This window comes from Thermaurantiacus tibetensis (assembly GCF_015354055.1).
GTDB lineage: Bacteria > Pseudomonadota > Alphaproteobacteria > Sphingomonadales > Sphingomonadaceae > Thermaurantiacus > Thermaurantiacus tibetensis.
Genome location: NZ_JACHTM010000001.1, coordinates 242,985 through 262,086 on the forward strand (window position 1 = coordinate 242,985; position 19,102 = coordinate 262,086).

General features: G+C 72.6%; 15 protein-coding genes. 11 read left to right on the plus strand and 4 right to left on the minus strand.

Annotated features, from left to right (window positions below):
- Positions 1 to 22: 22 nt before the first annotated feature.
- Genes recN through H3H34_RS01260 form a run of 3 tightly spaced genes read right to left on the minus strand, consistent with a single transcriptional unit; the run spans position 23 to position 3,039 of the window.
- On the minus strand, positions 23 to 1,693 hold the full coding sequence (gene recN, locus H3H34_RS01250; RefSeq protein ID WP_194743455.1) for a DNA repair protein RecN: 1,671 nt from the start codon (positions 1,691 to 1,693) through the stop codon (positions 23 to 25).
- A 2-nt stretch (positions 1,694 to 1,695) separates the two neighbouring features.
- Positions 1,696 to 2,481 carry an outer membrane protein assembly factor BamD gene (locus tag H3H34_RS01255; RefSeq protein ID WP_194743456.1) on the minus strand — a complete coding sequence of 262 codons (786 nt, stop codon included), beginning with the start codon at positions 2,479 to 2,481 and terminating at the stop codon, positions 1,696 to 1,698.
- Positions 2,482 to 2,490: 9 nt separating this feature from the next.
- Entirely contained in the window at positions 2,491 to 3,039 is a 549-nt protein-coding gene (locus tag H3H34_RS01260; protein WP_194743457.1) for a 2'-5' RNA ligase family protein, read from the minus strand.
- Positions 3,040 to 3,115: 76 nt separating this feature from the next.
- Between H3H34_RS01260 and H3H34_RS01265 the strand changes: the two genes are divergently transcribed.
- The 4 genes from H3H34_RS01265 to H3H34_RS01280 all read left to right on the plus strand — a co-directional run bounded on the left by H3H34_RS01265 (position 3,116) and on the right by H3H34_RS01280 (position 8,682).
- A complete protein-coding gene (locus H3H34_RS01265; RefSeq protein ID WP_194743458.1) occupies positions 3,116 to 5,053 on the plus strand; it encodes a peptidylprolyl isomerase in 1,938 nt (645 codons plus the stop codon).
- On the plus strand, positions 5,050 to 6,534 hold the full coding sequence (locus H3H34_RS01270; protein ID WP_194743459.1) for an anthranilate synthase component I family protein: 1,485 nt from the start codon (positions 5,050 to 5,052) through the stop codon (positions 6,532 to 6,534). The genes H3H34_RS01265 and H3H34_RS01270 overlap by 4 nt, the downstream gene beginning before the upstream one ends.
- A gap of 80 nt (positions 6,535 to 6,614) precedes the next feature.
- Positions 6,615 to 6,974: a preprotein translocase subunit SecG gene (secG, locus tag H3H34_RS01275; protein WP_194743460.1), complete on the plus strand. Its 360-nt coding sequence runs from the start codon at positions 6,615 to 6,617 to the stop codon at positions 6,972 to 6,974.
- 73 nt (positions 6,975 to 7,047) lie between these two features.
- Positions 7,048 to 8,682, plus strand: coding sequence for a CTP synthase (locus H3H34_RS01280; RefSeq protein ID WP_194743461.1), 1,635 nt, complete (start codon positions 7,048 to 7,050; stop codon positions 8,680 to 8,682).
- Positions 8,683 to 8,689: 7 nt separating this feature from the next.
- Here the strand turns inward: H3H34_RS01280 and H3H34_RS01285 are convergent, their stop codons facing one another.
- Positions 8,690 to 9,094, minus strand: coding sequence for a hypothetical protein (locus H3H34_RS01285; protein WP_207790713.1), 405 nt, complete (start codon positions 9,092 to 9,094; stop codon positions 8,690 to 8,692).
- Between the two features lie 459 nt (positions 9,095 to 9,553).
- Here H3H34_RS01285 and proS point away from each other — a divergent pair, with 459 nt between their 5' ends.
- The 7 genes from proS to pyrH all read left to right on the plus strand — a co-directional run bounded on the left by proS (position 9,554) and on the right by pyrH (position 19,074).
- Entirely contained in the window at positions 9,554 to 10,858 is a 1,305-nt protein-coding gene (gene proS / locus H3H34_RS01290) for a proline--tRNA ligase (RefSeq protein WP_194743463.1), read from the plus strand.
- 24 nt (positions 10,859 to 10,882) lie between these two features.
- On the plus strand, positions 10,883 to 12,130 hold the full coding sequence (locus tag H3H34_RS01295; protein ID WP_194743464.1) for a lipoprotein-releasing ABC transporter permease subunit: 1,248 nt from the start codon (positions 10,883 to 10,885) through the stop codon (positions 12,128 to 12,130).
- On the plus strand, positions 12,123 to 12,815 hold the full coding sequence (locus H3H34_RS01300; RefSeq protein WP_194743465.1) for an ABC transporter ATP-binding protein: 693 nt from the start codon (positions 12,123 to 12,125) through the stop codon (positions 12,813 to 12,815). The genes H3H34_RS01295 and H3H34_RS01300 overlap by 8 nt, the downstream gene beginning before the upstream one ends.
- 65 nt (positions 12,816 to 12,880) lie before the next feature.
- A complete protein-coding gene (dnaE, locus tag H3H34_RS01305; RefSeq protein WP_194743466.1) occupies positions 12,881 to 16,360 on the plus strand; it encodes a DNA polymerase III subunit alpha in 3,480 nt (1,159 codons plus the stop codon).
- Positions 16,361 to 16,490: 130 nt separating this feature from the next.
- Positions 16,491 to 17,246 (plus strand): 30S ribosomal protein S2, encoded by a 756-nt coding sequence (gene rpsB, locus H3H34_RS01310; RefSeq protein WP_194744044.1) that lies wholly within the window; start codon positions 16,491 to 16,493, stop codon positions 17,244 to 17,246.
- 49 nt (positions 17,247 to 17,295) lie between these two features.
- Positions 17,296 to 18,225 (plus strand): translation elongation factor Ts, encoded by a 930-nt coding sequence (gene tsf / locus H3H34_RS01315; protein WP_194743467.1) that lies wholly within the window; start codon positions 17,296 to 17,298, stop codon positions 18,223 to 18,225.
- Positions 18,226 to 18,348: 123 nt separating this feature from the next.
- On the plus strand, positions 18,349 to 19,074 hold the full coding sequence (gene pyrH, locus H3H34_RS01320; protein ID WP_194743468.1) for a UMP kinase: 726 nt from the start codon (positions 18,349 to 18,351) through the stop codon (positions 19,072 to 19,074).
- The last annotated feature ends 28 nt before the right edge of the window (positions 19,075 to 19,102 follow it).

The window sequence follows — 19,102 nt, forward strand, 5'->3', positions numbered from 1 at the left end:
GCGCGGACGGCGGAGGCGGCGGTCAGCCTGCCGTTCCCGCCTCTGCGAGGTCCGCCGCGCCGTGGCCGGCCAGCAGCCGCCGTGCCTGGGCGCGGGCCTCCGGCGTCACCTCGGCGCCCGAGAGCATCCGCGCGATCTCCTCGACCCGCGCCTCCCGATCGAGCGGCTCGATCCGCGTGCGGTCCCCGTCCTTGCGGATGCGGACATGGGCGCGGCCTGCGGCGGCAACCTGCGGGCTGTGGGTGACGACCAGCACCTGCGCGCCTTCGGCCACGCGCGCGAGCCGGCTGCCGATGGCGCTTGCAGTCGCGCCGCCCATGCCGCGGTCGATCTCGTCGAACACCAGCGTGCCGGCCGTGCCGGTGCTGGCGAGCGCCACCTTGAGGGCGAGGATGAAGCGGGAAAGCTCGCCGCCCGAGGCGATCCGGGTGAGCGGGCCGAAGCCGGCGCCCGGGTTGGTTGCCACCTCGAAGGCGGCGCGATCTGCCCCCGTGGCGCCCGGCTCGGCCGGCTCGAGGCGGGTGCGGAAGCGGGCGGCCTCCAGCCGGAGCGCCGGAAGCTCGGCATTGACCGCCGCGTCGAGCCGGGCGGCAGCGGCCGCGCGGGCAGCCGAGAGGGCGCGGCAGGCCACCGCGTGGGCGGCCGCGGCGGCCCGTGTCTCGGCCTCGAGCGCGCCGAGCCGCTCCTCGCCCGACTCGAGCGCGGCAAGCCGGGCCGCCAGCGTCTCGGCAAGGCCCGGAAGCTCGTCGGGCGTCACCCGGTGCTTGCGGGCCTGGGCGCGGAGCTCGAACAGCCGGGCCTCGGCGGCCTCCAGCTCCTCGGGCGAGAGGAGCCAGCGCCGCCGGGCCGAGGCAAGCGCGGCCTCGACCGCATCGCCTTCGGCGAGCATGCGGTCGATGGCCGCCACCGCCTCCGCGAGCGCCGCGTCGGTCTCGGCCAGCCGCTCCAGCCGCCGGGCTGCCTGTCGCAGCAGGGCGAGCGCCCCGTCGGCGCCCGAGACCTGCCGGTCGAGCGCATCGAGCGATTCGGCGAGCCGCGCGCCCTCCTGCATCCGCCGCCTGCGGTCGGCGAGCTCCGCTTCCTCGCCCGGAACCGGGGCGAGGGCGCGCAGTTCGCCGACGGCCGCGACCAGGAAGTCGCGCTCGGCGGAGTCCTTCGCAAGCTGCCTGCGCGCTGCCTCTTCCGCCGCCCGCGCGGCCTCGAGCCGGGCCCAGGCGTCTGCCACCTGCGTCCGGTCGGTGCCGGCGAAGGCATCGAGCAGGTCGAGATGGCCGCGCGGGGCAAGGAGGCCCCGGTCGTCATGCTGGCCGTGGATCTCGACGAGGAGCTGGCCGAGCTGGCGGAGCAGCCCGGCGGAGACCGGCGTGTCGTTGACATAGGCCCGGCTGCCGCCGTCGGCGCGGACGACCCGGCGGACGACGATCGGGTCGGCTGCCTCGACGTCGCTTGCGGCAAGGAGTGCCTGCGCCGGGTGCCCGGAGTCGACCGCGAAGCTGGCGGTCACGCTCGCCTGCGCGGCACCTCTGCGCACGAGCCCTGCATCGGCCCGGTCGCCGAGCGCAAGGCCGAAGCCGTCGAGCAGGATCGACTTGCCCGCGCCCGTCTCGCCGGTCAGCACGGTGAGCCCCGGGCCGGGCTCGATGAGCGCGTGGTCGATGAGGACGAGGTCGCGGATCGCCAGCTGGACGAGCAAGGTCAGCCCGCGTGCTGGCGCATCAGCCGGTAGCCGCGCTCGTACCAGACCGAGCCGGGGAAGTTGGCGCCAAGCACGGCCGCCGACCGTTGCGCTTCCTCCGGGATGCCGAGGGCGAGATAGGCCTCGACCAGGCGGTAGAGCGCTTCCGGCACATGGCTCGTCGTCTGATACTCGTCGACCACCCGGCGGAACCGGATGGAGGCGGCGATCCATTGCCGGTTGCGCGCATAGAAGCGGCCGATCTCCATTTCCTTGCCGGCGAGATGGTCGTTGATGAGGTCGATCTTGAGCCGGGCGTCGGCCGCATAGGGCGAGTTGGGGTAGCGGCGGACCAGCTCGGTCATCGCGTCCTTCGCCTGTTGCGTCACCCGCTGGTCGCGGGCGACGTCGGCGATCTGCTCGTAGTAGCTCATCGCGATGATGTACTGCGCGTAGGGCGCGTCCCGGTTGCCGGGGTGCAGCGAGAGGAACCGCTGGGCGGAGAGGATGGCCGCCGAATAGTCCCGCGCGGCATAGTGGCTGAAGGCCGACATGAGCTGGGCGCGGCGGGCCCAGATGGAATAGGGATGCTGCCGCTCCACCTCGTCGAAAAGCCCGGCCGCAGTCTTGTAATTGCCCTGGTCGAGCGTGGTCTTGGCAAGCGTGTAGAGTGTCTCGGCGTCGCGGGCGACGTAGGCGGTGTCGGGCTTCTTGCCACGGTTGCGGGCGCAGCCGGCGGTCAGGGCGAGGCTTGCGGCAACGACGAGGAGCGTGACGGCGCGAAGGACGCCTCGGGATGCGGGCATGGCCGGTCCTTACCGGCCGAGCGCCACGCTCACAAGCAAGGACCAGCCGGGCTGCGTCCCGCTTCCGGGGCCGCCGCTGCCGAGCCGCCAGAGGAGCAGGCGGTCGGCCCGCGCTGCCGTCGGCGTGCACCCGGCAAGTGCGGCAGCGAGACGGCGCGCCTCGGCCGCTGTGCGGCCGGCCGCCAGCGTGACGTGCAGGTCGGGCGGCGCCCGGTCCTGGGGGCGAAGCAGCGGCCACAGCCGCTCGACGAGCGCGGCATGGAGCGCCTCGAGCGGCGTGGCCCGCGCCGGCAGGAAGACGGCGTCGCCACGCGCGCGGGGGCCGAGGAACCGGAGCGGAAAGGGCCGGCACTGCCGCGCTTCCATCCGCATCTCCGACGCGATTGCCGGGGCCTGCGTGCCCGGAAGGTGCCGGAGGAGCGAAAGATGCGCCGGAACCCCGGGCGCGGCCTCCGGCCACGCCGCGCGGCGGAGCACCTCGAGCCGTGCCAGCGCCCCGGCATCGAGGCCGAGGGTGAGCGCGAGCACGCCGGGCACGGGCAGGGGCAGGGCGGGCACGGAGACCGGCCCTAGCCAGGCGGCGGCCTCAAGGCTAGGAGCGCCGGTTCGACAGAAGGAACCTCAAGGGGCGAGCATGCTCGGCGCCATCCGCAAGTCGGTCAGATCCTGGGTCGGGATGGCGATCCTCGGGCTGGCGCTCCTCGCCCTCGTGGTCACCCTTTTCTACGGCCAGACGGCAGCGCCGGTGACCGGTGCGCGCGGCCGGGAGGTGGCGCGCGTGGGCAAGCTGGGCATCGGCGAGACCGACCTCGTCGAGGCTGTCAACCGCCTTCTGGACCGCGAGCGGGAAACCCAGCCCTCGCTCACGATGCCCGCGTTCGTCCGGATGGGGGGTGTCGACCTTGCCCTTGAGCAGCTGCTGCTCGCCCGCGCGCTCGGCCAGTTCGCCGAGGGCGCCGGTATTCCGGTCGGCCGGCGCCTCGTCGATGGCGAGATCGCGAGCATTCCCGCCCTGCAGGTGGCCGGCAAGTTCGACGAGGCCGCCTTCCGCCGCTTCCTTGCCCAGCAGCGCCTCTCCGAGGCCGCGCTCCGAGAGGACATTGCGACGGCGATCGCCCAGGGTCTCCTCCTGCTGCCGGCGCGGCTCGGCACCACTGTGCCCCAGATGCTGGCAGAGCCCTATGCGACGCTCCTTCTCGAGCAGCGGCGGGGTACCATCCTGGCCGTGCCGGCGGCCCTGATGCCGCAGCCGGCGGAGCCCGACGAGGCCGCGCTCCGGGCCTTCTGGCAGCGGAACCGCGCCGCCTGGACGGTACCGGAACGCCGCGCCTGGCGCGAGGCCGTGATCGACCGGGCGCAGGTGGCGCGCGAGGCGGCGCCGAGCGAGGCGGAGATCGCGGCCTACTGGCGTGCCAACCCGGCCGAGTTCGGCGGCGTGGAGCGGCGGGAGCTGCGCCAGGTGGTGCTGCCCTCGGAGAAGGAGGCGGTCGCCTTCGCCGAGCGGGTGCGCCAGGGCGAAGGCTTCGCTGCGGCCGCGGCGGCCGCAGGATTTTCGGACGTCGACACCCGGCTTGGCACCGACACCGAGGCGGGCTTTGCGAGCCAGATCGGCGCGGATGTCGCCAAGGCTGCCTTTGCCCTTCGAGAGGGTGCCGTCTCGGCGCCCGTCAAGGGGCCGATCGGCTGGCACGTGGTGCTGGCCGAACGGGTGCTCCCTGCCCAGGTCCGGCCGCTTGCCGAGGTCCGCGAGGCCATCGCGGCGAAGCTCGCGGCTGAGCGCGCGGAGAAGCTCCTCTCCGAGCGAGTCGCCGCTGTCGAGGACCGGATTGCGGCCGGCGAGCCGCTCGGCGAGATTGCGCGCACCCTCGGGCTGTCCCTTGTGGAGGTGCCGCCGACCACTGCCGACGGCCACGTTCTTGGCGAAGGCAATGTGCTCGTCCCCCGGGCCGCGCCGCACGTGGCCCGCGCCTTCGCCGCGGACCCGGCGGATGGCGCCACGGTGGTGGCGGATGGTCAGGGCGGCTTCCTTGTCATCGAGGTCACCGATGTTCTTCCGCCAGCGCCCATCCCGTTCGAGGCGGTCCGTGACCGGGTCCGCGCGAGCTTCCTTGCCGACGCGCGCCTGCGGGCGGCGCAGGCGTTCGCCGAGGAGATGGCGAAGGCGGGCGGCGACCTCGCGGCGGCAGCAAAGGCGCGAGGGCTTCCGCCGCCGCAGCAGCTCGTCGTCCGCCGGCTCGAACTCACCCGCGCGGCCCAGGCGGGCGAGGAGATCCCGCTGCCCGTGCGCCTGCTGCTCAACCTTCCGGCGGGCAGGGCGAAGGTGGCACCCGCACCCGGCGGGCAGGGCTTCTACGTGGTGCGCACCGAGGAGACCCGGCGCGGTACCGCGGCCGAGGCTGCGCCGCTGGTTGCGCCCATGCGGCAGAGCATCGCGGAGGCGGCCCCTCTCGAGCTTGCCGAGACCTTCGCGCGCGCCGTGCAGCGCGCGGAAGGGGCGACGCGCCTCCCCGCCGCGGTCGAGGCGGTCAAGGCGCGCCTCGCCGGCGCGGCCGAGGCCGAGCAGGCTCCGTGACGCTCCTTCGCGGCGGGGGTCATCGCCTGCACGTCCTCCGGCTGCCGGCCGATGTCGAGACCCCGGTCTCGGCCTGGCTCAAGCTTGCGGAGCCGGGGCGGGGCGACTGGCTGCTCGAATCGGTCGAGGGGGGGCGGACGCGCGGCCGCTGGTCGATGCTGGGGCTCGACCCCGACCTCCTGTTCGAGGTGCGCGGGCGGCGGGCGCGCTGCAACCGCCGCTGGCGGGAAGACCGCAGCGCCTTCGAGGAGCTGGGGTCCGACCCGCTTGCCGCGCTCCGCGCGCTCGTTGCCGGGGTTGCGATGCCGCTTCCGCCCGGAACCCCGGCCGCCACGCCCTTCCTTGCGGGCTACTTCGGCTACGAGACGGCGGGGCTCGTCGAGCGCCTGCCGACGCCGCCTGCCGACCCGCTCGGCCTTCCCGACATGCTGTTCGTGCGCGCCGGCCTCGTCCTCGTCTTCGACCGCCTCAAGGACGAGCTGCTGCTCATGGCCCCGGCCTGGGACGAGGGCGGAGACCCGGCGGCAGCCGATGCCGCGGCCTGCGCGCGCCTCGAGGCGGCGGCCGAACGGCTGGCGCAGGGGCTTCCGCCCCCGGTCCGCGTCGACGCCCGGGCACTCGCTCCGGCGGCGCTGGCTCCCGTGGTGCCGCCCGAGCGTTACCGGGCGATGGTCGAGCGGGCCAAGGCCTACATCGCCGCCGGAGACATCTTCCAGGTGGTGCTCGCCCAGCGCTTCACGCGGGCCTTCGCGCTGCCGCCCTTCGCCCTCTACCGGGCGCTGAGGCGCGTGAACCCCTCGCCGTTCCTCTACCACCTCGACCTGCCCGGCTTCACCGTCTCCGGCTCGAGTCCCGAGATCCTGGTGCGCGTGCGCAACGGCGAGGTCACCATCCGCCCCATCGCCGGCACCCGGCCGCGCGGGGCGGACGATGCCGAGGACGCGCGGCGGCGCGCGGAGCTTCTGGCCGACCCGAAGGAGCGGGCCGAGCACCTGATGCTGCTCGACCTCGGCCGCAACGACGTCGGCCGAGTGGCCGCTGCCGGCAGCGTCCAGGTCACCGAGCGGTTCGCAATCGAGACCTACAGCCACGTCATGCACATCGTCTCGAACGTGACGGGGCGGCTCAGCCCCGGGCGCGATGCAATCGATGCGCTTCTCGCCGGCTTCCCCGCCGGCACCGTCTCGGGCGCGCCCAAGGTCCGGGCGATGGAGATCGTTGCCGAGCTCGAGCCCGAGCGGCGCGGAGTCTATGCGGGCGGCGTGGGCTACTTCGGTGCCGACGGCGGCATGGACAGCTGCATCGTGCTCAGGACGGCGATCGTGAAGGATGGCGTCATGCACGTGACGGCAGGCGCCGGAATCGTGGCCGACTCCGTGCCCGAGGCCGAGGCCGCGGAGTGCCGCGCCAAGGCCGGCGCGCTCGGGGCGGCGGCGGACGAGGCCGAACGGCAGGCCCTGGCACCGCGCTTCGGCCGGTAGGCCCGGCGCTTGCGCGGCCCTCGCCCGCGCCCTATCTGCGCCCGCGTCGGGCCGGAGCGGCCTGCCGAGAGGATCTCCGCATGCTCATGACCTTCCTCCTCGTGGTGCAGGGCCTGCTGGCGCTGGCGCTGGTCGGCGTCATTCTCATGCAGCGCTCGGAAGGCGGCGGGCTGACTGGCAGCGGCTCGGCCGGCGGGCTGGTCTCGGCCCGCGGCGCGGCCGACCTCTTGACCCGCACCACGGCGATCCTCGCCGCCCTCTTCATCGCTGCCTCGCTCGGCTTTGCGATCCTCGCCGGGGCCACCCGCGCCGACAAGCCGATCGACACGACGCTCGCCCGGCCGGCAGCCGGCCAGCCTCCGGCTGCGCCCGCGCCTGCGCCCGGGGCGGCACCCGCAGCCGATCCGGCCCCGCTCGACCTGCCGCCGATCCAGAAGTAGCTGTGGACAAGTCCGGCCGGTGCGCCTCCCTGAGGTGGCGGCGCGCGGCGGGCTCGGCTAGGGCTTGCCTCCCATGGCGCGGTTCATCTTCATCACCGGCGGCGTGGTCTCCTCGCTTGGCAAGGGCCTGATGGCGGCGGCGCTCGGGGCGCTCCTCCAGGCGCGCGGCTATCGCGTGCGGATCCGCAAGTTCGACCCCTATCTCAACGTCGACCCGGGCACGATGAGCCCCTACCAGCACGGCGAGGTCTACGTGACCGACGACGGTGCCGAGACCGACCTCGACCTCGGCCACTACGAGCGGTTCACGGGCGTGGCCTCGCGCCGATCGGACAATGTGACGGCCGGCCGGATCTACCAGTCGATCATCGCGCGCGAGCGGCGCGGGGACTATCTCGGCGCCACCGTCCAGGTGATCCCGCACGTGACCGACGCGATCAAGGCGTTCGCGACCGCCGACACCGATGACGTCGACTTCGTGCTGTGCGAGATCGGCGGCACGGTCGGCGACATCGAATCGCTCCCCTTCATCGAGGCGGTGCGCCAGCTCCGGAACGACCTCGGCCGCGGCATGTCGGTCTCGATCCACGTGACGCTCGTGCCCTACATTGCCGCGGCCGGCGAGCTGAAGACCAAACCCACCCAGCATTCGGTGCGCGAGCTGGCCTCGCTCGGCGTGCAGCCCGATGTCCTCGTCTGCCGCTGCGAGCACCCCCTGCCCGAGAGCGAACGGCGCAAGATCGCGCTCTTCTGCAACGTGCCGAAGGAGGCGGTGATCCCGGCGCTCGATGCGCCCTCCATCTACGCCGTGCCGCTCCAGTATCATGCCGAGGGGCTGGACGCGCAGGTCATCCACGCCTTCGGCCTGCCGCCGGGGCGCGAGCCCGATCTTGCGCGCTGGGTCGACATCGTCGACCGGCTGAAGAGCCCGGAAGGGTCGGTGACGGTCGGCGTGGTCGGCAAATATGTCGGCCTGCCGGATGCCTACAAATCCCTGAATGAGGCCCTCATCCACGGCGGGATCGCCAACCGCGTGCGGGTCGACATCCGCTGGATCGACGCCGAGCTCTTCGAGGGGGATGCAAGCGAGATCGTGCCAAGGCTCGAGCCGCTCCACGCCATCCTGGTGCCCGGCGCCTTCGGTGAGCGCGGTGCCGAGGGGAAGATCGCCGCCATCCGCTTCGCCCGCGAGCGGCGCGTGCCCTATCTTGGCATCTGCTTCGGGATGCAGATGGCCTGCGTGGAGACGGCGCGGAACCTGGCCGGCATTCCGGCCGCCTCCTCGACCGAGTTTGGTCCCACCTCCGAGCCGGTGGTCGGAATGATCCACGAGTGGATGTCGGCCGAAGGGTTGCAGCAGCGCGAGGAGGGCGGCGACCTCGGCGGCACCATGCGGCTCGGCGCCTACCCCGCGGTGCTCGCCGGCAACAGCCATGCCGCCGCCATCTACGGCACGACGGAGATCTCCGAGCGCCACCGCCACCGCTACGAGGTGAACACCGCCTACCGCGAGCGCCTCGAGGCGGCCGGGCTCGCGTTCACCGGGATGTCGCCCGACGGCCGCCTTCCGGAGATCGTGGAGCGCCCCGACCACCCCTGGTTCATCGGCGTCCAGTTCCACCCGGAGCTGAAGTCGAAGCCGTTCGCGCCCCACCCGCTGTTCGCGAGCTTCATCGCTGCGGCCATCCGCCAGAGCCGGCTGGTCTGAGGCGCGCCTACTCGGGGAGCGGGTCGAACGGCGACCGGGCAGCAACCGTCTCGGCGCGCTCGCTCCGGCAGGGGGCGCTCGCCGCCATCGGGAGCACGGGCAGCGCAGCGAGCACCTCGGCAAACCCGCCGCCGGACGCATCGTCCGTCTCGAGCATCCGGGCGATGACGAGGCAGCGTCCGGCCGCCTGCATCCCTTCCGAATGGCGATTCGCGACCTCGGTGATGAAGCGGTCGTAGGCCGCCCGGCCCGTCTCCAGCCCGAAGTGGCGGACGAGCTGCTCCTCGGCGCGCACCAGCCGCTCCCGCGCGCGCTCGACGAAGCGGTTGTAGGCGCGCACGATCTCCGGGTTGGTCGCGCGGCAGCGCAGCGCGCCCACCTGCAGCAGGATCTGCGTTTCGCGCAGGCGCAACGCCTGGAGCGATGCGGGATCCCAAGAGCGGTCGCCCGACGCGTGCCCGGGCGCCGAAACTGCCAGAAGGAGAACCGCAGCAAGGGGTTTCAAGGCGCGAATGCGCATGGCCATCCTCCACCCCCTTGAAACGGAATTTCCCTGAATACGCAGAGGGTAAGCCGTGACGGTTGCAAATTCGTGTCAGGATGGCGGGGGCGCTTGCGGCGCGATGGCGCACGGCGAGGGCGCCGGGTCGGCCCGACCCGGCGCCCCGGCGGCCCTGCGGCCGTCCCTTCGCCTCTTCCCTGAACCCTGGCGTCGCGCGCGCGTCCGGCATCCGCCAGCGCATGCGCCTCTACCGTTCCGCCGCCTCTCTGTCATGGAAGGTTCATCGGCGCTGCCAGCTTCGCGCCGCGATGTTGCGGCCGGGCCACAGCTTCGCTACCCGCCAGCCTTCCCGTCCGAGCCCGAGGTCCGATGCACGCCCGCACCCAGCGCCTGTCCCGCTATCTCTTGCCCGTCATGAAGGAGACGCCGGCGGGCGCCGAGATCGTCTCCCACCAGCTGATGCTGCGCGCCGGGCTGATCCGGCAGACCGCGGCCGGCATCTACGCCTGGCTGCCGCTGGGCTTGCGGGTGCTCGACCGCATCGCGGCCATCGTGCGGCGCGAGCAGGACCGGGCCGGCGCGATCGAGATGCTGATGCCGACCATCCAGCCCGCCGATCTCTGGCGCGAATCGGGCCGCTACGACGCCTATGGCCCCGAGATGCTGCGCATCGCCGACCGGCACGGGCGCGAGATGCTCTACGGCCCCACCAACGAGGAGATGGTGACGGCGATCTTCCGCGACTGCGTGAAGAGCTACCGGGACCTGCCGCGCACCCTCTACCATATCCAGTGGAAGTTCCGCGACGAGATCCGCCCGCGTTTCGGGGTGATGCGCGGCCGCGAGTTCCTGATGAAGGACGCCTACAGCTTCGACATGGACATGGAAGGCGCGCGCGCCAGCTACGACGCGATGTTCATCGCCTATCTGCGGACCTTCGCCGCACTTGGTCTGCGCGCAGTGCCGGTCAAGGCCCCCTCGGGCCCGATCGGCGGGGACCTTTCCCACGAGTTCCACATCCTTGCCGACACGGGCGAGAGCGAGCTCTTCTACGACTCCGCCCTCGATGCCGTCGATCTTGCCGACCCCGCCGCGCCGGAGCGGCTGCGCGCGCTTTATGCCATGGAGGCCGAGGAGCATGCCAGGGTGGCCGACTGCCCGGTGCCGGCCGAGCGGCTGGCGCGGCGGCGCGGGATCGAGGTGGGCCATATCTTCTTCTTCGGCACCAAGTACACGGCCGCGATGGGCATGCAGGTGCAGGCCCGCGACGGCCAAATGGTGACGCCGCTGTGCGGCAGCTACGGCATCGGCGTCTCGCGTCTCGTTGGGGCCATTATCGAGGCAAGCCACGATCCGGCGGGCATCATCTGGCCCGACAGCGTCGCACCCTTCGATGTCGGTCTCGTCAATCTCCGGCCCGACGATGCGGCGACCGATGCCGCCTGCGCCGCGCTCGAGGCGCGCCTGGCGGCGGCCGGGCTCTCGGTGCTGCACGACGACCGCGACGCCCGGCCGGGCGAGAAGTTCGCGACAATGGACCTCATCGGCCTGCCCTGGGCGGTGACGGTGGGGCCGAAGGGGCTGGCAGCCGGCACCGTCGAGCTCAAGCGCCGGGCCACCGGCGAGAAGGCGGAGCTGAGCCCCGAGTCGGCGCTGGCGCGGCTTGCCGGCTGACTGGGACGGCAAGACCCCCGCCGCATGATCTCGGCCACCGAGCGCTTCATCGCCGGCCGCTACCTCCTGCCGGGGCGCAGCGAGCGGTTCATCTTCCTCGTCGCCGCCATCTCGCTCCTCGCCGTCGCGCTCGGCGTCGCTGCCCTGATTGCGGTCATGAGCGTGATGAACGGCTTCCGTGCCGAGATGTTCGACCGCATGCAGGGCCTGAACGGCCATGCCGTGGTGCAGGGCTACGGCGGCCGCCTCGACGGGTGGGAGAAGGTGCTGGCCGAAGCGCGGGCGACGCCGGGGGTGGTCTCGGCCACGCCGCTCATCGAGCAGCCCCTCATGGCGACCGCCCGGTCGCGCGTGGAGGGCGCGCTCGTGCGCGGCATGCGGATCGCGGACATCCGCGCCAACCCGGTGATTGCCGGCAATGTCGTCTCGGGCTCGCTCGACCGACTGGCCGATGATGCGCCGCGGGTTGCGCTTGGCGTGCGGCTGGCCGAGAACCTGGGGGTCAGGGTGGGCGACACGATCTCGCTCGTCTCGCCTGATGGCGAAGTCACCCCCTTCGGCGCGGTGCCGCGGATCGTGGCCTACGAGGTGGTGGCCCTCTTCGAGATCGGCCTGTTCGACTTCGACCGCGCCTTCGTGCTCATGCCCATGCCCCAGGCGCAGACCCTGCTCCGGCTGGGCGACGCCGTCGGCCTCGTCGAGGTGACGACCGAAGACCCCGACCGGGTGGACCGGATCCTCGCGCCGCTTGCCGAGAAGGTGGCCCCCGTCGGCCGGATCCTTGACTGGCGGCAGATGAACGCGGCGCTGTTCGAGGCCCTCGTCGTCGAGCGCGCCGTCATGTTCTGGGTGCTCTCGATCATCATCCTCGTGGCCGTCTTCAACATCCTCTCCTCGCTCATCATGCTGGTCCGGGCGAAGCGGCGCGACATCGCGATCCTCAGGACCATGGGGGCCTCGCGCGCGGCGATGATGCGGATCTTCATGAGCGTCGGCACGCTGATCGGCGGGCTCGGCGTGCTGCTTGGCCTCGCGCTCGGGTTCCTGGTGCTCCGGTTCCGGCAGGAGATCGTGGTGGGGGCCGCCAGGCTCACCGGCATCGAGCTGTGGGACCCCTCGATCCGCTATCTCACCGAGCTGCCGAGCCGGACCGACCCGCTCGAGGTGGCAGGCATCGTCGCGCTCGCCCTCGGCCTCTCGTTCGTCGCCACCCTCTACCCGGCGTGGAAGGCCGCCTCGACCGACCCCGTGACCGTGCTCCGCCATGAGTGACGCAGGCGAGATCCCGGCGCTTCTGGTGCGCGGCCTCACCCGCCGGTTCGTCCAGGGAGGCGCGGTGATCGAGGTGCTGCGGGGCGTCGACCTCGCGGTGGCGAGGGGCGAGATCGTCGCGCTCCTGGGGCCGTCGGGCTCGGGCAAGTCGACGCTGCTCCAGGCGGTCGGGCTCCTCGAGGGCGGCTGGGACGGCGACATCGCCATCGACGGCACGCCGGCGCGCGGCCTTGATGACGGGGCGCGCACGCTCCTGCGGCGGCAGCGGCTCGGCTTCGTCTACCAGTTCCACCATCTGCTCCCCGACTTCTCGGCCGAGGAGAACGTGGCGCTGGCCTGCATGATTGCCGGTGCGCCGCGCCGCGAGGCGCTGGCGCGGGCCCGCGCGCTTCTTGTGCCGCTCGGTCTCGGCAGCCGCCTCTCCCACCGGCCGAGCCAGCTCTCGGGCGGCGAGCAGCAGCGCGTGGCGGTCGCCCGTGCGCTTGCCAACCGGCCGGTCCTGGTGCTGGCCGACGAGCCGACCGGCAACCTCGACGAGGACACGGCCGACCGGGTGCTGGCCGCGTTCCTTGCGCAGGTGCGCGGCGCAGGGGCGGCGGCGCTGGTTGCCACCCACAACCGCGCGCTCGCGGCGCGGATGGACCGGATCGTCCGCCTCGACCACGGCCGGCTGGTGCCGGCCTGAGCTTATCCACGGCTTTTGCGCGCCGGGTGCTTGCGGGCTCCGCCGCCACCCCGCACCATGGGGGCATGCACGTCCCGCTCCGGGTCCAGTCCTGCTACTCGATCCTCGAATCGACCATCGAGGTAAAGGCGCTCGTGAAGGCGGCCGCGGCGGCGGGGATGCCGGCCGTTGCCCTGCTCGACCGCGGCAACCTCTTCGCGGCGATGACCTTCTCGGGCGCGGCGCTCGCGGCCGGCGTCCAGCCGCTGGTGGGGGCGCTGCTGCCGCTCGTCCGCGAGGATGCGCGCCCGCACCGGCCGGGCGCGCCCCGGCCGGCGCCCGACTGGCTTCCGCTCATCTGCCAGGATGCGGACGGCTATGCCAACCTCATCGGCCTCATCAGCGAGGCCGAGCTTGGCTGCGCGCCGGGCGAGGGGTTGCCGCTTGCGCGGCTTGCCGGAAGAACCGCGGGCCTCCTTGCGCTGACCGGCGGGGCCGACGGCCCGCTCGCCCGCCGCGCCGCCGAGGGCCAGCCGTTCGAGGCCTTCGGCGAGGCGCTCCTGTCCCTCTTCGGCGATCGCCTCTTCGTCGAGATCAGCCGCTCGGGCGAGGCGGCCGAGGCGCGGGCCGAAGGGCCGCTCCTCGCATGGGCGCACGCCCGCGGGCTGCCCATCGTCGGCACCGCCCCGGCTTGCTTCCTCTCGCCCGACGACCATCTGGCGCATGACGTGATGCTGTGCATCGCGCATGGCACCTATCTCGAGAGCGCGGAGCGGCCGCGGTCCAACCCGGCGCAGTTCCTGCTTTCGCCCGCGCAGTTCGCGGAGCGCTTCGCCGATCTGCCCGAGGCGGTGGCCAACACGCTTCTCGTCGCCCGCCGCTCGGCCTTCGCCCTTGCCCCGCGCGAGCCGGTGCTGCCCAAGCTGGTCTCCGACCCGGCCGCCGAGCGTGCCGAACTCGAACGGCTGGCACGCGCCGGGCTCGAGATTCGGCTTGCGCCCCGGCTTGCCGAGCCGGGTTTCGACCGCGCACCCTATGATGCCCGGCTCGCCCACGAGCTCGCCATCATCCACGAGGCCGGCTTTTCCGGCTACTTCCTGATCGTTGCCGACTTCATCCGCTGGGCGAAGGCGGAAGGCATTCCCGTGGGGCCGGGGCGCGGCTCGGGCGCGGGCTCGCTCGTGGCCTTCGCACTCGCCATCACCGATCTCGACCCGCTGCCGCTCGACCTGCTTTTCGAGCGCTTCCTCAACCCCGAGCGGCGGTCGATGCCCGACTTCGACATCGACTTCTGCGAGACCCGGCGCGACGAGGTGATCCGTTACGTGCAGCGCAAATATGGGGCCGACCGGGTGGCCCAGATCGTCACCTTCGGGACCCTGAAGGCCCGCGCCGTCGTGAAGGACGTCGCACGCGTGCTGCAGATGCCCTATTCCGAGGGGGACCGGATCGCCAAGCTCATCCCCAACCCGCCGGCGGACCCGTGGGATCTCGAGCGTGCGCTTCGCGATTCTCCCGAGCTCCAGGCAGCGGTCGCCGCCGACCCCCGGGTCGAGCGGCTGATCGCGATCGCCCGGCGGCTGGAAGGCCGGCCGCGCCACACCTCGACCCATGCAGCCGGCGTGGTAATCGGCGACCGGCCGCTCGCCGAGCTCGTGCCGCTCTTGCGCGACCCGCGCTCGGACATGCCGGTGACGCAGTTCGACCTGAAGAGCGCCGAGCAGGCGGGTCTCGTCAAGTTCGACTTCCTGGGCCTGAAGACCCTCTCGGTCATCGACCGGGCGGTGAAGCTGCTCCGCGCCCGGGGCATCGCGGTCGACCTCGCCGCGCTCCCGCTCGACGACCCGGCCGTCTACCGGCTGCTCACCCAGGGCAACACGGTCGGCGTGTTCCAGTTCGAAAGCGCAGGCATGCGGCGGTCGCTCGCGCTCGTCCGCCCCACCGTCTTCGAGGACATCATCGCGCTTGGCGCCCTGTTCCGGCCGGGCCCCATGGACAACATCCCGCTGTTCGCAGCGCGCAAGTGGGGCCGCGAGCCGGTCGACTGGCTCCATCCCGCGCTCGAGGCGATCCTGAAGCCCACCTACGGCATCATCGTCTACCAGGAACAGGTGATGCAGATCGCCCAGGCGCTCGCCGGCTACTCGCTCGGCGAGGCCGACCTCCTGCGCCGGGCGATGGGCAAGAAGGACAGGGCGGTGATGGACGCCCAGCTCGAGCGCTTCGTCGAGGGCGCGGTGGCGCGCGGCGTCGACCGCGAGCAGGCCGCCCACATCTTCCGCCTGGTCGAGAAGTTCGCCGGCTATGGCTTCAACAAGAGCCACGCCGCCGCCTACGCGCTCGTCGCCTACCAGACCGCCTGGCTGAAGGCGCATCACCCGGCTGCCTTCTTCGCCGCCTCGCTTGCCTTCGAGATCGCCGACACCGACAAGATCCGCCTTCTGGTGGACGACATGCGCCGGAACGGCGTGGCGCTCCTGCCGCCGGACGTGAACGCAAGCGGTGCCGACTTCACGATCGAGGACCATCGGGGCGTCCCCGCGGTGCGCTACGGGCTCGGTGCGCTGAAGGGCGTGGGCGTGGCGGCGATGGAGGCCATGGTCGCCGAGCGCGACACGAGCGGGCCGTTCCGCTCGCTCGACGACTGGGCTGCCCGGGTCGACCCGCGGGCGCTCAACCGCCGGCAGGTGGAGGCGCTGGCGAGCGCCGGGGCCTTCGACCGCCTCGAGCCCCGCCGCGAACGGGTGTTCGCCGGTGCCGAAGTGCTTCTGGCCGCTGCCCAGACCGCCGCGCGGGAGCGCGAGACGGGCCAGGGCGGGCTGTTCGGAGCCGGGGCGGGCGCGGAGGGCCTGGGCGTGAGGCTTCCGGAGGCAGCGCCGTGGACGCTCGGCGAGCGGCTCGCCCGCGAGCGCACCGCCTTCGGCTTCTTTCTCTCCGGCCACCCGGTCGAGCGGCATGCCCTGGTGCTTGCCGGGCACCGGGTGCTCGGCTCCAGGGCCGTCCGCGAGCGCTCCGCCAGCCAGCCGGGCGCGCGCGAGACGGTGACCATGGCCGGTCTCGTCGAGGAGCTGTTCCTGAGGCCGCGCGCGTCGTCAGGCCCCGACCGGCCGGCCTATGGCGTCAACCTCTCCGACGGGGACGGGAGCTTCCAGGCCAGCTGCTACGACGAGCCGGTGGTGGCTGCCCTTCGCGCGGCCGCCGAGGCGGGCGAGCCCCAGCTCCTCGGCGTGGAGCTTGCCTGGCGCGACGCCGACTCCGAGCCGCGGCTCCGGATCGTCTCGGCCACGCCGCTGGCCTCGCTTGCGGGCCTCGTGCGGGCCCGGCTCGAGCTGCGCCTCGTGGCCGGTGTCGCGCACGGTCCGCTCCTCGACCTTCTGCGCAGCCTGCCGCGCGACGGCCATGTCGAGATCGCGGTGGTCGTGCCGACGGCAGGCGGGCTGGCCCGGGTCGCGCTCGGACGGCGGTTCCGCTGCGATGCCGCCGCCATCGAGGCCCTGCGGCTCGACCCGGCGGTCGCCGAGCTCGACGCCGGCCCCCTTGCCCCGCCGCTCCGGCTCGTCGCCTGAGCGCGGCGGTTGACTTGCGGCGGAGCGGGGGCTAGCGGCCGCGGCATCCCAGTCGCGGGAGCCATATCCGGTGTGCGGGCGCGGCCTGCATCCCCTCCTGCGGCGCACGTTCGAACCGGAGACTGCGATGATGACGACGCCCGTGGTGTCGATGCAGGCGCTGCTTGAGGCCGGCGCCCATTTCGGCCACCAGACCCACCGCTGGAACCCGAAGATGAAGCCCTACATCTTCGGCGAGCGCAATGGGGTGCACATCCTCGATCTGTCGCAGACCGTGCCGCTGTTCGCGCGCGCGCTCGACTTCGTGCGGGCGACCGCCGCGGCCGGCGGCAAGGTGCTCTTCGTTGGCACCAAGCGCCAGGCGCAGGAGCCGATTGCCGAGGCGGCCCGGCGCTGCGGCCAGCATTACGTGAACCACCGCTGGCTGGGGGGCACGCTTACCAACTGGAAGACCATTTCAGCCTCCATCAAGCGGTTCCGGCAGCTCGAGGAGCAGCTCGCAGGCGATCTTCATGGCTTCACCAAGAAGGAAGTGCTGAAGATGACACGCGAGCGCGACAAGTTCGAGGCGTCGCTCGGCGGCATCCGCGACATGAACGGCCTTCCCGACGTGATGTTCGTGATCGACGTCAACAAGGAGGATCTTGCCATCAAGGAGGCGAACGCGCTGGGCATTCCGGTCATCGCCATCCTCGATTCGAACGTCGATCCGTCGAACATCGCCTTCCCCGTGCCCGGCAACGACGATGCCTCGCGGGCGATCAAGCTCTACTGCGACGCCGTGGCGGATGCCGTGCTCGCCGGCCGGGAGGGCTACATGGTGGCCTCCGGCTACGACATCGGCGAGGCGGCCGACCCGCTGCCCGAGCCTGCCGTCCAGGGCTGAACCCCCCGGCCGCCCGGCCGGACCATCCGAGACTGTCTGGAGACGACCCATGGCCGAGATCACTGCCGCGATGGTGAAGGGCCTGCGCGACCGCACCGGCGCGGGCATGATGGACTGCAAGAAGGCGCTGGCCGAGACCGGCGGCGACGTCGAGAAGGCGATCGACTGGCTGCGCTCCAAGGGCCTTGCTGCGGCTGCCAAGAAGGCCGGGCGCACGGCCGCCGAGGGGCTCGTGGGGGTCAGGGTCGAGGGCCGGCGCGGGGTAATGGTGGAAGTGAACTCCGAGACCGACTTCGTTGCCAAGATCGACCGCTTCCAGGATTTCGTGCGGGCCTGCCTCGCCATCGCGCTTGAGCGCGGGGCTGACGTGGAGACGATCCTTGCCGCCCCCATGCCCGGCGGCCAGGGCACGGTGGCCGAGGCGCTGGCGAACAATGTGGCGACCATCGGCGAGAACCAGACGCTGCGGCGGGCGGCAAGCCTCGAGGTGGGCGAGGGGCTCGTCTTTCCCTATGTTCACAACGCGCTTGCCGAGGGGCTGGGGAAGATCGGGGTGCTTGTCGCGCTCGAGAGCGGCGCTGCCGAGGCCGCGCTTGCGGAGCTTGGCAAGCAGCTTGCGCTCCACATCGCCTGGGCCAACCCCATGGCGCTTTCGCCCGAGGAGGTGGACCCCGCGCTCGTCGCGCGCGAGCGGGCGGTCGCCGAAGCCAAGGCAGCCGAGAGCGGCAAGCCGGCCGACATCGTCGCCCGGATGGTGGAAGGCGCGGTGCGCAAGTTCGCAAGCGAGAACGCGCTCATGACCCAGGGGTTCCTGGGTGACAGCAAGGTGAAGGTGGCCGACGTCGTCCAGAAGGCGGCCAAGGACGCCGGCGCGCCGGTCGCGGTCAAGGGCTTCGTCCGCTTCCAGCTGGGCGAGGGAATCGAGCGGGCGGAGACCGACTTCGCAGCGGAGGTGGCGGCCGCCGCCGCGGGCGCCTGACGGGACTGCCGGCCGCGCCGGGCCTTGCAACCCCCGCTGCCGGCGGTGCAAGGGGCGATGGCCCGCGGGTGCCGGGCAGCGGGTAGCGTGGCGGGTGCCGGGCAGGGACAGGAGGAGCGAGCGATGACGCGAACGCCGGCCTACCGGCGCATCCTCCTCAAGCTCTCCGGCGAGGCGCTGATGGGCGACGCGCCCTTCGGCATCAACCCCGAGGCGACTGCGCGGATCGCCGCCGAGATCGCGGCCGCCCGCGCCGATGGCCACGAGCTCTGCCTGGTGGTGGGGGGCGGCAACATCTTCCGCGGGCTTGCGGCCGCGGCCCGCGGCTTCGACCGGGCCTCGGCCGACTACATGGGGATGCTGGCCACCGTCATGAACGCGCTTGCGCTCCAGAACGCGCTCGAGCAGCAGGGCGTGGCGACGCGCGTGCAGTCCGCCATCCCCATGGCGAGCGTGTGTGAGCCCTACATCCGCCGCCGGGCCGTGCGGCACATGGAGAAGGGGCGGATCGTCATCTTCGCCGCCGGCACCGGCAACCCCTTCTTCACGACCGACACGGCGGCCGCGCTCCGGGCGGCCGAGATGGGCTGCGATGCGCTGTTCAAGGGGACGTCGGTCGACGGCATCTACACGAGCGACCCGAAGCTCGACCCCAAGGCCACGCGCTACCCCGTGATCAGCTTCGACAAGGTGCTGAATGACAATCTGAAGGTGATGGACTCGGCGGCGGTTGCGCTGTGCCGGGACAACGGCATCCCGATCGTCGTCTTCAACATCCGCGAGCCTGGAAACCTCAGGCGGGTGCTGGCGGGCGAGGGGCGGGCGACGGTCGTCTCGCAGGCGGCCTGAGCGGCCTCGGGCCGGCAGGGTCGGGCCG

Excerpts from the sequence above, each read along its gene's own strand:
- secG (WP_194743460.1), top strand. The coding sequence starts at position 6,615 with ATGCTCATGACCTTCCTCCTCGTGGTGCAGGGCCTGCTGGCGCTGGCG.
- rpsB (WP_194744044.1), top strand. The coding sequence starts at position 16,491 with ATGACGACGCCCGTGGTGTCGATGCAGGCGCTGCTTGAGGCCGGCGCC.
- H3H34_RS01280 (WP_194743461.1), top strand. The coding sequence starts at position 7,048 with ATGGCGCGGTTCATCTTCATCACCGGCGGCGTGGTCTCCTCGCTTGGC.
- H3H34_RS01265 (WP_194743458.1), top strand. The coding sequence starts at position 3,116 with ATGCTCGGCGCCATCCGCAAGTCGGTCAGATCCTGGGTCGGGATGGCG.
- tsf (WP_194743467.1), top strand. The coding sequence starts at position 17,296 with ATGGCCGAGATCACTGCCGCGATGGTGAAGGGCCTGCGCGACCGCACC.
- pyrH (WP_194743468.1), top strand. The coding sequence starts at position 18,349 with ATGACGCGAACGCCGGCCTACCGGCGCATCCTCCTCAAGCTCTCCGGC.
- H3H34_RS01300 (WP_194743465.1), top strand. The coding sequence starts at position 12,123 with ATGAGTGACGCAGGCGAGATCCCGGCGCTTCTGGTGCGCGGCCTCACC.
- H3H34_RS01295 (WP_194743464.1), top strand. The coding sequence starts at position 10,883 with ATGATCTCGGCCACCGAGCGCTTCATCGCCGGCCGCTACCTCCTGCCG.
- dnaE (WP_194743466.1), top strand. The coding sequence starts at position 12,881 with ATGCACGTCCCGCTCCGGGTCCAGTCCTGCTACTCGATCCTCGAATCG.
- proS (WP_194743463.1), top strand. The coding sequence starts at position 9,554 with ATGCACGCCCGCACCCAGCGCCTGTCCCGCTATCTCTTGCCCGTCATG.
- H3H34_RS01255 (WP_194743456.1), bottom strand. The coding sequence starts at position 2,481 with ATGCCCGCATCCCGAGGCGTCCTTCGCGCCGTCACGCTCCTCGTCGTT.